This is a genomic window from candidate division KSB1 bacterium, from assembly GCA_034506335.1.
Lineage (GTDB): Bacteria > Zhuqueibacterota > Zhuqueibacteria > JANLFK01 > Oleimicrobiaceae > Oleimicrobium.
On sequence record JAPDPR010000038.1, the window covers coordinates 1 to 14,712 of the forward strand.

The 14,712-nt window shown below is 60.4% G+C and carries 7 protein-coding genes; all 7 read right to left on the bottom strand.

The window, feature by feature from the left end:
• Positions 1–1,283 (bottom strand): TonB-dependent receptor (locus ONB25_11055; GenBank protein ID MDZ7393420.1); only part of this gene is annotated, 1,283 nt, incomplete at its 3' end.
• Positions 1,284–1,435: 152 nt separating this feature from the next.
• Positions 1,436–4,036 carry a T9SS type A sorting domain-containing protein gene (locus tag ONB25_11060; protein ID MDZ7393421.1) on the bottom strand — a complete coding sequence of 867 codons (2,601 nt, stop codon included), beginning with the start codon at positions 4,034–4,036 and terminating at the stop codon, positions 1,436–1,438.
• A 190-nt stretch (positions 4,037–4,226) separates the two neighbouring features.
• The gene (locus ONB25_11065) at positions 4,227–6,530 is read right to left on the bottom strand and encodes a hypothetical protein (GenBank protein ID MDZ7393422.1); all 2,304 of its coding nucleotides are present in this window, start codon (positions 6,528–6,530) and stop codon (positions 4,227–4,229) included.
• A complete protein-coding gene (locus ONB25_11070) occupies positions 6,512–7,288 on the bottom strand; it encodes a T9SS type A sorting domain-containing protein (protein MDZ7393423.1) in 777 nt (258 codons plus the stop codon). The genes ONB25_11065 and ONB25_11070 overlap by 19 nt, the downstream gene beginning before the upstream one ends.
• A gap of 6 nt (positions 7,289–7,294) precedes the next feature.
• The gene (locus tag ONB25_11075; protein ID MDZ7393424.1) at positions 7,295–8,911 is read right to left on the bottom strand and encodes a sodium:solute symporter; all 1,617 of its coding nucleotides are present in this window, start codon (positions 8,909–8,911) and stop codon (positions 7,295–7,297) included.
• A gap of 117 nt (positions 8,912–9,028) precedes the next feature.
• A complete protein-coding gene (locus ONB25_11080) occupies positions 9,029–11,275 on the bottom strand; it encodes a glycoside hydrolase family 3 C-terminal domain-containing protein (protein ID MDZ7393425.1) in 2,247 nt (748 codons plus the stop codon).
• A 34-nt stretch (positions 11,276–11,309) separates the two neighbouring features.
• Positions 11,310–14,690: a GH116 family glycosyl hydrolase gene (locus ONB25_11085; protein MDZ7393426.1), complete on the bottom strand. Its 3,381-nt coding sequence runs from the start codon at positions 14,688–14,690 to the stop codon at positions 11,310–11,312.
• Positions 14,691–14,712: the final 22 nt, after the last annotated feature.

Below are 14,712 nucleotides of genomic sequence, written 5' to 3' on the forward strand. Positions count from 1 at the left end.
AGAAACTTGTCGTGTACGTAGCGCTTGTCCAGAGGGTTCTTGAATACATACCAGCCATGGTCATGGTAGACACCGGACAACTTGAGTTCGTAGAAGAGACGCGGCGAGAGCATGTGGTTCAGCTGGAGGGCCCCCATGTGCGCGTCGCGGTGGGTGGCCGCCATGCCGTCCGGGTTGTACTTGAAGGCATGGTTGTAGTCGTGCCACTCGTCACGATTGAGGGTGTAGAGCAGACCCACTTTCAGGTTCGCCGATGGGCGCCAGGACAGCTTGCCCATAAGGGAGAGGTTCTTGCTCCGATTCATGGGTACATACGCGCTGTCGCCGGTATGCTCAGAGTACCACAGGGCCGGGTTGTCCGACTCAAAATTACTGTAGTCGGATGGACGGAAGCGGCGGACGCCATTGAGGTGATTCTTGTTGTCTTGGTAACGAAAGTCAGCAAGGAAGGTCAAGCGGTCGCTGAACACGGGACCGCTCAGTTGCGCCTTGTAGTCCTGGTTGCGCGTCAGCTCCTCATCACGAAGGCCGATGAAGATATCTTTGTGCGAGGTGAGGTAGTTGGCCAAATCCGCCGAGAGGGCGCCATGCAACTCGCTCCCACCGTCCTTGGTCACGGCATTGACCACGCCACTCATTGCCCTGCCGTACTCGGCGTTGAAGGTGCCGGTGATGACCTCAAGGTCGGCAATAGCCGTGGGCTCCAGGTCCACGTGGCGGCCTGAACCACCGAATGACTCGGTGACTTTCATCCCGTCCACAAGGTAGGCCACCTCGGTGAGGCGCCCGCCGCGAAAATGGCCCTCCACTACCCCCGCTTGCAATCCAATGACCGCGCCCACGTTTTCCACCGGCAGGATGTCCATGAGCTCGGAAGACACATTGCGAATGGAGCTGGTCTGGTCCTTCTTGATGACCACCCGCTCCGCCTGCACCACGACCTCTTTTCCCTCAAGCACGGTGGGACTGAGCCTTATCGCCACCTCTTCCGTGCGATTGACCGAGACGTGGACATTCTGCAGGCGGACGGCTTCGTAGCCAATCATCATGGCCCGCAGGGTGTAGGTGCCGGGCGGCATGTTGAGGATAAAGAACTGCCCGTTTTCATCGGTCGCCGCCCCTCGGGCGGTGCCTTCCACCACTACGTTGACCCCTGGTAGCGGGACGCCGGTGGTGGCATCGACGACCTTGCCGACAATTTTGCCGGTAGTCTGAGCCCCTAATGGCGGTGAAAGGGCCACTGCCACCATGACGGCAAGCAACGCAACATATACACGGCGCATGGCTTGTTCCTTGCTTGTTACATTCTGCTTGACCCCGCGCAATCGTCCAGTGCAGGGGTTCCTCTGAGCATCCGGTGCAGCCCCCAGCCTGGTCAACCCCGTCGCTGGGCGACGGGGTTGACCATTGTGGCTGAGCTGGAGGAGGCTGCACCTCAACGCATCAGCACCATCTTCTTTGCCTGCACAAAGTCACCAGCCTGCAAGCGGTAGATGTACACACCGGAGGCCAATCCTTCGGCGTTCACCCGGACCGTGTGGGTCCCTTCCGCCATTTGCTCCTCCACAACAGTCCTCACTTTCTGCCCGAGCGGGTTGTAGAGCTCGAGCTTCACCAGGCCAGGCTTCTGGAGCGTGAAGGTGATGGCCGTCGAGGGGTTGAACGGGTTCGGGTAGTTCTGGTGCAGTTCATAGGCCACTACCGTTGGCGCTTTTGGCTCCGGGGCAACCTCGGTGCGGACGAACATCGTGTCGCCTATCCAGGTGTAGGTCCACTCCTGGGGGTTCTGCCACTGGTGATCGGTGCTCACTGGCGACAGGCCAAGGTTGCCCTGCCAGGTGCCGCCATCGTTGTCGTGGAAGTACAGGTCAATGGGTATGCGCATGCCACGCACCGGGTGGAAGCGCACATCGTTTTGCACTGGCAGCGCGTCCAGCGGGATCTTGGCCTCAATGACATAGTCCCTGCCGCCCAGGTCCGAGAAGTAGTAGTTCTCGTGCTCCGGGGTGTAAAGGGTGCCGCCGCCCGAGTAGTCCAAGTGGAGCCGATCCTGGACAAAGTAGATGATGTAGTCCGGCTCGGCGCCGCGCTTGATGGCGCTATGCGCGAGCCCGCGCTGGTCGTAGAGGCCGATGAAGAGCTGGAAGGCATCCTGATCCCACCAGTTCCCCGGGCCATAGAAGTAGGAATCGTCCACTACGTCGGCAGCCACGTACAGAAAACTGTCGTCGACGGCGATGTACACGGTACCAGTCAGGTCGGCGGCGTTCTTCACGTCACCCACAGGCACGTGGTGCGTCTCCGGCGTGATGACAAACGGCATGATGCCGCTGGCATCCCACTCGCCCAGATCGCCGTCTGCCGCAAAATTGGCCGGCGGCTGCAGCGAAATGGTAGCAATGCCCTGGGCGGTGTTGGTCGCCGGACCAGATAGCCCTAAGGCGCTCACGTTGCCCGCCGCGTCCTTGCACTCCACAGCGTAATAGTAAGTGAGCTCCTTGTCCACCAGCGGGTGGTAGAGCCAATGCGTCACCGCCTGCGTGTTCTCCGGCACTTTCGTTGCCACCACGTCCACGCCTGTGAGGTTGCCTGGGACTATCGGCTGCAGGCTGGCGTAGACGGTGTAGGTCTCGTCCTTTTCGCCTGGGACATCCTGCCACACCACCAGGTTGTAGTAGGTACCGGCCACACCGCGCACGTTGGTCGGCGCCGCAGGAGCGGTGATGTCAATGGCGGGGTGACCGGTCCAGATGTCGTCCAGGTAGACCTCCTTGCCCAGGCCGCTAGCCTGCTTAATGTTGATCTTGAGTCCGGCCACCTTGGTGCAATCCATCTCGCCCCCCTGCCACTGGTTGATGGAGGGATTCCAGCCACCGGCGAACCGGTTAAAGTCCTTGAGCGCAATCTTGACCTGCTTCCAGGTGCCGTCGTAGCCCACCGCCGCTTCTTCCAGCAGATAGATGGCGTTGTACTCGATGTCGGGCTCCACGCCCCAACCGTCTTCATCCGGATCGAACAACACCACCTCCAGCTGCCCGAGACCGGCGTTGGCCTTGATCTTGAACTGCAGGGAGTCAGTCCTCCACGAAGCCTGGAGGTTCTTCGGGGAGCTCAGGAACAGGCCCATGCCGTCGCCGATGGCCCAGTCGGCAGTTGGGGTACGCCATAGGATGGAGCGCGTGCCTGGGGTGGAGGCTTCCACATCGGTGACCTCTGCGGAACCAGTACCGCTCCAGCCACCCCAGAGCGTCACATTGCTGGGCACATCGCGTCCATTGAAGAAGATGATCTCCACGCGTGTGGGCGAAAAGAGGGCCAGATGGTCCAGCACCACCGTTCCCGTGCACACGTCCCCTGCGCCGCTGCCGCTGATGGAAAACTCGAAGGAAAAGCCCTTGATCTTATCCAAGTCCAAGATGTCATTGCCCTGGATGCCAGCCCACCCGGTGCGGTTGAAGGCGCCTCCACCCCACTCATCCAGGTTGGGGTCGAACCTCCCATCCAGCAGGGGCATGGCGATGCGGTGCCAACCCGGGGCGTTGTCCAGGACGTAGTGGAAGGAGTAGTAGTACTCCGACTCCATCACGTTGTACGTCTTGACCCCATTGGGGGAATCGCTCACGTCGTGGAGGTTGAAACGGAGGTGAACCCGTCCTGGCAGGGACTGGGGCACCTCATTGTAGTACCAGAACATCACCGAGTCGTACGCCGACCAATCGTACAGGGCATTGGAGTCGGGATTCCAGTGTTCCAGCTTCACGTAGCCGCCCCAACTCTCGATGTCGTGCACGCTGTACTCCAGGCGCATGGCCCCCGCGCCCTCTTGCACGGGATTGGGGACGTAACTGACCTTCAGCCAGCACTTGGCTGAGTCGGCGTGTTCGCTTGTCTGGTAGTGCTGCCCTCCGTGGTTGGGGAAGTAGGCCCAATAGTTAGTGTCGGCAGGCGCGGCGTCAAAGTTGTTAATCGTGTACTCCTGTGCAACCAGAAGGACGGGCGCCACCAGAAATGCCGCCACGAGCACGACTGTCTTCATAGGACAGACCTCCTGTTTTGTTGACAACACGGTGACAAGACCATATTGCTCCGCGTCAACGAAAGCTCTTCTGCTCACCTCCTTTCCTATCTTTTGCTCTGCCTCCCTTCAGCACTCTTGGGTTGCCGCTCTCACCTCCTTTCAATCCCCGCTTCAGACAAACCTCAGGTTGTCCTACCATCACTGCACTTCACTGAAAGTACACCCGCAACGTATCGTAAATCGCCCTCGCAGTCAAGGAGTCGATATCGTTGGGCCTCCTGCTCACGCGAAAAATGCCGTACCACTCCTCATTGGAGAAGCCATCTGGATGGGCGGAGGTGGAATATCCGCCCAGATCGTGTGACCATGGGTCGCCGGCCTTCCACCACTCGTCGGAGTAGGCCATTAACGTCCCTCCGACGCAGATCGGGGAGCGCCTCATTTCTAACCACCTGTTGCGAGCAAAAATGGCCTGCGTCTCCTCGTACTCGCACCGATTCCGATTGTCATAGGCGTCGATGCCGTATTCTGACACCCACAGGGGCTTAGCGGAAAAGGCCGAGTACGCCACAAACGTCGGTCTAAAGCCTTCGCGGTCAGGCTTGTACAGGTTCATCCCCCACAGGTCAAGATAGGGCAGATCGCTGTCGCGGGCGAGGTAGTCAGCTAATCCGATGCGCGTGCGGTCGCCGTTGGGAGTGGCCACCGGGTGGAAGCGCTCTCCTTCTTCCAGGAAAGCTGTCACCGCCAGGTCCTCGACGAGCGCGTACCACGCCCAGTTGTCGCCGTTAGTCAGGTTCTGCTCGTTACCCACTGACCAGAACAGGAGCGCCGGGTGGTCCTTGATCTCCTGCACGTACTGTTGGAACTCCTCAATGATTGCCCTACGCTCGCGTGGCGCAAAAAAGTCCGCCTCGGTTGAGACCCAAAAACCGGCCACCACCTTTATGCCGAAGGCCTGAGCCTGGTCGAGGAGCCGTCGGTCCACTTTCCCCCAAGTGCGAAGTGCGTTGCAATGCATCGCCTGGAGAAGAGGCATGTCCCTGGCGAACACGCGCTCCGGATAGATCAGGTCGCCTGTGCTGCCGATGGGCACGGGCGAATAGCCAACCCCTTTGATAAAGAACGGTTCGTAACCGGAATCGCCATCAAAGTCTACCTCCAGGCGACCATTTGCCACGCGCACCGGGCCCTGCGACAGGGGCTTCGGGATCGGGACAATTCGCTGCACAGCCAGAGTACCGGCGTTCACCTCCTCACCCCCTCGTACTTCAAGGTTCAGCGTGTCCGGCGCGTAACCAGGGCGCCACGCCCACATGCGGTATTGTCCAGCCGGAACTCTTTCAAAAAAGATTCTCCCCTGGAGGTCGCTCAAGGCTTCGCACCAGTAATCGAGGCCTTGGATGGTGCCGATCGCCGCCGGGAGCGGATTGCCCGCCTCGGTAATTGTCACTCGCACCCGGCTGACAGCCGGTTCATGGAGGCGCTGGGTGAGTGTCAAGTTATCGATCCAAAGGGTCAACGCCTTTTCCCGCCAGGCGTCGTCTGCCTTGAACTGGATTGCCTGCAGTGTGCGCAGTGCATCTTCAATCCTTTCGCGCTGCCCCCAGCTGGGCTGGGAAAAGTCGCTGCGGAAATCGAAGCTATAGGCCTGCCACTCCCTACCCACTGCCGGAATGCGGGCGTAGAACTCGGCCCAGTCGTCCGAAGTAACGGCCGTCTTCAGAGAAACGATAAGCGGTTGCCCTTCTCCCTTGAGAGCTACTATCATTCCTTCAAAGCCTCGTGCGTCGAATGTCACTTGGTCGGTCTGGCCGAAGAGGAATCGGATCAGGGCAAAAGGGTATTGTACGGATGAACCAAGCACATAGCGAAACTGATACGCGCGCGGGGAGCAATAGCCTCCGCTACTCGGGGGCACAACGGCCCCAGGCGCCGGAATCGTAACGGAGCCCTGGTCTTTGTGCGTCTGCCACCGCCCTTGTGGCGGGTAGACGACTCCTGAGCCGGCATGTTCGGCGTCATCCAGAAGAAGGAAAAAACGCCAGTGTCCGTCCTCTGGCCAGGCCCAGTCGTACCATTGATTGAGGTCGGGCACTGCAAGGACTCCGTCGTGGTCCATGTCCAGGGGATCGCTCGCTGCCACGGGCCCGAACCGCTGCACGAGGGCCAGGGCATCCCACAAGTCAATTTTCCCGTCGGCATTGTTGTCACCCGCCACGAGCCTCACGTCTGCAATCATGGGCTCAAGGCCAAGTGTCAATGCCTTGCGGTACACCAGCATGCGCGGCGCATTGACATGCAGGGCATAGCTGCCCGGACGTGGTGCATCGAGCTGGTAGAAGCCGGTGCAATCGGTGCGGGCTAGGGCATAAGATGGCAGCAGCACCACCGTGGCCTCGGCCACTGGGCGGTCGCCGGCAGTAATGACGCGTCCAGCGACCTGTCGGCCGTACAACGGCAGCCCGCCTGCAAAGAGCACCAGGCCCACTCCTATCGCAACAGCACGCATTTTCCCTTCAACTCCTGCGATGGGGTTTGCAGACGATAGAAGTAAGTCCCCGCCGGCAACCTCCGACCAGACGCATTGACCCCTTCCCAGCTGAGGCGGCTGGTGCCCTCGGGAAGCATAAACGTCTGTGTCCACACCAGGCGCCCGGTCACGTCGTAAAGGGACCACGTCGCCTGGTTCACGCGGGTGGGGCTATTGACCACCAGGCTCGCTCGTTCAAAGCCGGGATTGGGCGAAACATAAGCCCTCAAAGCTCCGCCGCACCCGGTCTCTGTCCTTGGCACCCCGCTGGCCTGCGCAAGTGTAGCCGGGAACACGATGCAAGGCAACTCCCGCATGGTCGCGGCGATAGCAACAGGGTGGCCGGCCTTGAGACCAATGAGCGTGCCCTGTGCGCCAATGCGCATGCAGCGCAGGAGCGCCAACGTGTCTCCGTCCGCAAAGCTCACGCCGTTCGACGGGCTGCTCAGCATCAGTGCCGTAATCGAGGGCCGGGAGGCGGCATCCACTTTCCACCTCAGCCATTCAAAGCGGCTCAGCGCCACCGGCTCAATGCCCAGCACGCGCACTGCCAAAGAGTCCAATGCAAAGCGCAAATCGACGGCTATCACCTGACCGAGCCCTTTCGCACACACGGCAACAGCGAATTCACTGCCTACCGCCGGGGCCGCCGGAGTGGCAGTCAGATGTAGTTCACCGCCGCTCACGGCTGCGGCAAGCACCAGACAGAACACTGTTGTCATGAGCTCGCGGGACATGCCTACTCACAGGAATCGCGAATAGAGAAAAAGCACGGTCACCACCAACACGATAGACATGCCCACGTTCAGCCGGTGCCAGGATCGATTGCAGTCGTTGCTCCTCCTGAGGCTCACAGGAGTCGTCCCGAAGGTGAGCCCTTCGACCTGATTGCGCGGTGGCCGCCCCGTGGCCAGACTCACCACCACCAGCACAGCCGCGGACACGACAAACAGCACTGCGGCAAAGTGTAAGAAGTTGATTTCGGCCGCGCGCTGGAGGGGGGCGTAGTGGAGCCGGCCAGCTTTGTGCAATAGCTCCAGAACCAAGCGCGCGGCCCCCAAGAACGCACCCACCCCCAACGAGCTTATCGCCCCCTTGGCGTTCACGCGCGGCCATAGAATGCCCAAGAGGAAAACCGCCGCTATGGGCGGACTGACATATGCCTGAACACTCTGCAGGTAGATGTAGATCTGCGAGCTAATGTAACGGATGAACGGCACCCAAAGGATGCCCAGAATCACTAGCGCGGTCGTGGCCAGCCGCCCTACCAACACCAGCTCCTTCTCCCCCGCTTGGGGCCGCACCTGGCGGTAGAAATCCATGGTAAAGAGGGTGGAGCTGCTGTTGAAGCAGCTGGCCAATGAGGAAATGAGCGCCGCCAGCAGACTGGCGATGACCAGCCCCTTGAGGCCGGGCGGCAATAGATTCCCAGCCACCAGCATTGGGTAGGCCCTGTCGCCCAGGGCAGGGTCGCCCGCGAGCCCACAGGCAATAAGCCCGGGCAGCACGAGAACGAACACGGGAAGGATCTTGAGAAACCCCGCCAGGATCGTGCCACCCCGGGCATGGTCAATGTCCTTGCCGCTGAGCACCCGTTGCACGATGTATTGGTCCGTGCACCAGTACCAAATGCCCAGGATCGGCGCGCCAAAAAGTATCCCTGTCCAGGGAAACTCCGGGTCATTGACCGGCTTGATCATGTGGAAGAAATCGGCCGGGACCTTTTGCTGCAGTGCACCCCAGCCACCCACCTCGCGCAGGCCCAAAATGGTCAAGAGAGTCGCCCCGAGGATGAGCACGGCGGACTGGAATACGTCTACGTGCACGATGGCCTTCAGGCCCCCTGCGACCGTGTAGATGCCCGCCACAATCACCATGACCACCGCGGACGTTGCCACGTCCCAGCCTACCACACGGTTCAACAAAAGGCTACCAGCGAACACAGTCACTGAGATTTTGGTGAGCACATAGGCAACGATGGAGACGCTGGTCAGGTAGATGCGACTGGCGCGTCCGTAGCGACGCTCCAGGAACTCGGGCATAGTGTACACGCCGGAATTGAGATAGAAGGGTGCAAAGACCCAACCCAAAAGGAGGAGGATGAAACAGGCAAGCCACTCGAAATGTCCCACAGCCAGCCCTCGGCTGGAACCCGAGCCTGCCAACCCGATAAAGTGTTCGCTGGAGATGTTGGAGGCAAAGAGCGACGCCCCGATGGCGAGCCATCCCGCTTTGCGTCCCGCCAGGAAATACTCTGCGCTCGTCTTTTCGCGGCGGGAAAAGTAGAAGGCTACCGAGAAAAGGGCCATGAAATAGACCGCAATAAGCGTCAGATCCAGCGGTACCAGATGCCCAAACATGGTGGCCTCGTGTGTCTCTCTACCCTCTACCCGCCTGCTCATGAGGCGACTGAGGTGCCTTCAACGTCTCCACTCCCTGGTCGACGATATCCAGCCGACGGCAAAGGTCATCCACGCTCACTCAAATACGAATACCTTTTCCAGGTCTCCCACGCGCACGGCAAACTCCCCCGGTTCCACCACCGGTCGATTGTCTGGTCCGATGAAGCTCAGGTCAGCCTCCCTCAAGGTAAAGCGCACAGTGCGCTCCTCTCCTGGCCCGAGCTCTACCTTTGCGAAACGCTTGAGTCTCCGCACTGAAGGCGTGACCGACGCATACAGATCGCTGAGGTACAACTGTACCACTTCCTTGCCCGCCCTCCTCCCGGTATTCTGTATCGTCACAGACACGCAGAGCGAGTCCCCACGCCGCATGCGATCCTTGTCCAGAACGAGATCGCGGTAGGCAAACGACGTATAGCTCAAGCCAAAGCCGAAGGGGAAGAGGGGATTGTAACGATTGAAGGAGTTGGCGTTCTCGCTGTACTTGTGGTCGTACAGGGTCAAGTCGTTGCACGCCCGCGGGTAAGTAATGGGCAGCTTGCCGGAAGGATTGACCTTGCCGAAGAGGATGTCCGCCACGGCTTGTCCCCCTTGGGCACCTGGGAGGTAGGCCATGAGGATCGCTCTGGCTCTGTCGGCGACGCTGGTTATGATGCGGGGCCTCCCTTCCACCAACACCAGGACCACCGGGACTCTGGTCTCGGCAAGCAAAGCAACAAGGCGCAGCTGTGGCTCGGGCAGGGCGAGCTCGCTGATATTGCCCGGGGTCTCGCAATAGGGGTCCTCGCCCACGCAGGCGATGACGACATCCGCCTTGCGCGCCGCAGCAACAGCGGCCTTAATGTCCAGTTCGCGATTGACCTCCACGCCCGGCACGAACTTGACCTTTTCCCGCCCTGCGGCCGCCTGAATGGCCTCCAAAATGGTCGGCGTGTCTTTCGGGTAGAGCTCTTCTCGGTCTCCCTGCCAGGTGATGGTCCACCCCCCGTTCAGAGATGAGCGTTTATGGGCCGTGGGCCCGGTCACCAAGATTTTGACCCCAGGGGAAAGAGGCAACAGGTTGCCACTGTTTTTCAAGAGCGTGATCGACTCCCAGGCGGCCTGCAGAGCGCTCTGCCGATGCGCCGCACAAGCAAAGCGCTTGGCATTCTCCACAGGCGGATAAGGGTCTTGAAACAAACCAAGCTCTTCTTTGAGCTGCAGGATCCTGCCAACGGCCTCATCAATACGACTCTCGGGCACAGCCCCCTCGCGCACCAGCTCCAGCAGCAAATCGTAGAAACTGTAGTCCAGTGGTACCATGCTCATATCCACACCTGCCATGACCGCCAAGCGCACCGCCTCCTTCGGGGACGCAGCCACACGCTCCCGTTCGTGTAGGTTCTTGATGTCGGCCCAATCGGAGACGATGACGCCGGAGAACCCCAACTCTCCTCGCAGGAGGTCGCGCAGGTGATAGGGGCTGGCGTGGATCGGTATGCCGTTAATCTCTGAGGAGTTCACCATCACGGTCTTGACGCCCGCCTCCACCGCGGCCTGAAACGGCGGGAGAAAGTACTCCCGCAGCATCCGCTCGGGAATCCACGCAGGGGTGCGGTCCTTTCCTGTGAGCGGAAAACTATAACCAAGATAGTGCTTGGCGCAGGCGGCCACCCTGTCCGCCCCGTTGACGCAGTTGTCCTCTCCCTGCAGACCTCGCACGTATGCTCGGGCCATGACGGAGGCCAGATACGGGTCCTCGCCGAACGTCTCCCACAGGCGCGGCCACAGCGGTTGTCTCCCGATATCCAACACCGGACTAAAGTTCCATGGTATGCCGCAGGCCCGCACTTCGTATGCCGTAACCTGCCCTTCTTTGTGCACCAAATCCGGATTCCACGTCGCCGCCATGCCCACATGTTGGGGAAAGAGCGTGGCGCCCAAGGTGTACCCGGCACCATGAACGGCATCTATGCCGTAGAGGACCGGGATGCCGAGACGCGTCTCCTTTGTGGCCACGTCCTGGATGGTCGTGATAAGCTCCTGCCAGCGCTGCACGGTGTGGGCAGAGGAACCCACGTTCAGAATGGAACCCACGTGGTATTCCAGGAGAGCACGTCTAAGACTCTCCGGGTCTATTTCCAATGGCTCGCGGGTAAGAGGGTAACCCTTGCACACCAACTCCAGGGAGATCTGAGTCATCTGCCCCACTTTTTCCTCCAGGGACATTCTGCCCAGGAGTTCCGTGACCAGGGGACTGAGCCCCGTCCGGGAAGCACCGAAGCAGGCTTGGGTCACCATCGCCAAACTCACCATAAGTAGCAGCGCATGCGGCCGTTTCATCCCTTTTCTCCTCATCGCAGCACTTTGTCCCGTCTCATTTGAGACGCACCATTTTGACCACCCTGACAAACTCCGCCCCGCCTGCAGCAAAGCGAAGGGTAGCAAGGTAGAGCCCGGTTGGCACAGGTGGATCCCAGCTCACGCGATATGAACCACGCCTCTGCCGCGCCCGTACCAGCTCGCACACCATTCTCCCTCGCGCGTCGTACACCGTGAGAGTGACGTCTCCCTCTGCTGGCAATCGGTAAGAAATGCGGGTACCGGCATTGAACGGATTTGGGTAGTTTTGCTCCAACTCAGGAGCAATGGCTTCCCCTTGGCTGCATTCCTGGTGGCCGGGCACAAGGGTTGCAAAGGGGTTGGCTATCTCAAGGAGCAATTCCCATACTGCGCGTGGCCGCTGGTACTGCTCGGCCCGATATTGGGAAGGGTTCGAGTAGTGCCATGCCTCAGGGGTATTGAAAAAGTACGCAGTTCGCTCGTTCACCCAGGTCTGGTAATAGACGCCGTAGGCAGTCTGCAATGCCCTTTCCATCAAACGCTGGTCCCCGAGTTCCTTGCCCCAGTGGTACATGCTGGCGGCGACAAAGTAGGACGAGCCTGTCCACACCTCGTCCGGCTGCCCGGAAAGCAACGGCGTACCATCGGCATTGCGTCCGTTCACGGCGCCCATATCACCGATGCCGTCTCCGGTAAAGTCGGTCAGCGGCGCCACGCAGCGCTCAAAAACCTGATGCAGGTGCGAGGCCATCCGCACAGGAGGCAGAATAGGCGGTAGACCGGTGGTCTCACAGTAGCGCTGTCCATTCAGTCCATCAGCCATGATGGCCGTCGACCGGCTATCGAGCCGATAGTAGCCCACGTGGTCTTGCCAGAAAAGGAGGTCAAGGACCTGCTTGGCCACAGCGAGGGTCCGCTCCACCTCTGCTTGCAGCCCGGTTTCGCCCAGGTGCGCTGCCATCTGGGCCATTGCCTCCAATGCTCCTATCCACAATCCACCGCACAAAAGGTTGTCCCCCACCAAGCCCCATGTGTCGTAAGTCGTGTTGCCATGATCGGGCAAACTGTTGCCATTGGTGTCCTTGGTCTTCATGTAGCGGTAGGTCTTTTTGCACGCAGGCCAGACAAAGTTCAAGAAATCCTCGTCCCGCGTCTTGCGATAGTAGGCGTACACTTGCTGGATAAACTTGCTGGGCATATCCTGCCAGTCGCCGCCGTAGCCGCTGAAGCGGAAGAACGGATCCTGAGAGGGCATGCCTGCATCATGCGGGGCCTTCCCCTCGGGGTCGTTCGCGATATAGTCGGCGAACCACCGCAGCACATCGCGCTCAATGTGCGGCCACAACTCCAGATAGTGACGGCACTCGTAGTGCCGCACGTCAAAGGTCTCGCACATCGGGTATGCCTGACACTCCATGCAGAAGTACTTGTGGTCATCAGGAGGGAGAGTCCCGTAGGAGGATTCCTCAGGACGCGTGATGCAGCCGTTTTCCCAAAAGACGCCGCCGAAGGTGTCGTAGTAGAGCTCGTTGAGCGCTGCCTGCTTGAGCCAGTCGGGATAGCAAGGCTCGCTGATGATGAGCTGCTGCCACAGGTCCACCTGCGCTTCCCACTCGTCCATATGTGCAAGAGCTTCGCAGGCCACCTCGAACGCATGGCCAGGCTCCGTGCCGAAGTACTCGGTGTACCGGCGGTACCACTCCGTACCCTCCCCGAAACGGACACGCGGAAAGTACCAGGAGAGCACAAAGGGCACGGTGGTTTCTTCCCCGGGCGCAAGCCGCACGGTCACCGCCAGCGCCGCTGCGGAGCCGGATGCATCCAGGGGCGCATTGCAAAGCCGACCATCAGCAAAGTCGGCGTAGATGTCTGCGCCGTCGCCCCAGGCATTCCAGGATAAACAGGAGCTCACCGCGCCGGGCCGCGACAGAGTGGCAATGCACCATTCGGTGCCCTGAGTCACAGAGGTGTTCAGCGGACTGTCGGCGCTCATGACCACCGCCGTCACCCGTTCTGTGGACTTGACTGCCGAGCGCAGACCGGTCCTGACCTCATCGGCATATCCGGCATTGGGGAAAGTGAACATGAGCGCTATGTCCAGAGTGTCAGGCTGGGGGTTGCCCACCCGGAACTGGAAAACGCCCAGAGGGAAGCTGGTCTCGCGATAGTTGTGGGGGATTATAGGCGTAAACTGCTTCAGGGAGATGTCCGCTTTTGCCCCATAGAAGTCAAACCAGGCCTTTGGGTAGAGGGCCGAATATTGACCGCTTCCCTTTGGCCATGGGCTCCACGCCGACAAGAGGCCTTCTGTGGCCAAAGTGCGCACGCTGGCGGACTGACCGCCGCTCTTTTCGAAGAGATGAAAAGCCCCCTGGGGGAGGAATTTCTCTTCGTGAACTCCTGTTTTGAACTCCCAAGGGCCAAAGGTACCACAGAGATTGAACATGAAGTTGCCAGCCCCAATCCCTCCGAGCGGGACTCCTCTCTTGGTCCTGCCAGTTGCCCCGCGTGGGTAATCGCCCAGCGGTCGTGACCAGGCGCACGAAGGCACCTGCCACATGGCGCGAAGGGTCCGTCCCGCAGTCGCTGCCACCACCGTGGAGAGCCCGCTTTCATTGCCCGAGGCGTCCACTGCAGTGACCGCGTAGTGGTAGGTGCATCCGGCTTCTACCTGACGGTCGATGAATTCCAATACGGGTCTAGGCTGGCGCAGGAGTTCGCCGCTCCATAAAGCAAAAGGGCCGGTAGGGGAGGCGGCGCGGAACACCCGATAGCCCTGAATGTCCGGCTCAAGGTTGCGCCGCCACCTGACCTTCACGCCGCCTGGCAGTGAACTGCACTCGACCCCCTGAGGCGGGCCTGGTGGAAGCCTGTCCGGCACTCCAGGGGTCACGGCGATCGCCGCCAGCTTCGCATAGTCCGCACGCACTTCCGGGACGGTGAGGACGATGGTGCCATCAATCGGACGCACAATGAAGGCGGTGTCCAGTGCCGAGTCGTGCCCTACGAGCGCGTAAATGTCAAGGTCATCGAGCACAAGAACCTCGTTCAACGCCACGTCAAAGACGCGACGGCCTGGTGAGGTCCAGTATAGTTCGCACAACTTGAGCGTGACTCGGTACACAGTGCTGTCTAGTCCGTCATACCGATAGCCAAGGCTTGGCCCGTAGCGCTCGGTCTGATACAGGGGGTCGTCCTCCGTACCCGCAATGGCGTGGGTAGTCGAGGCGACGCCCGCACCGGGACTCAAGAAGCCCCATCCGCCTGACTGATACGGCCGGTCTGGGTGCCACGCGTGACCAGCCTTGTCCACGTAGGGGGAAGAAGTGCCGCAGCGGTGGCGAATCCCCTCTCTTGCCTGCGCGTGCGCACCCCGGCCCGAAAAGAGTTCTATGCACAGGCAGCTGATTGCCATGGCACTTTGCAAGCGAACGCGG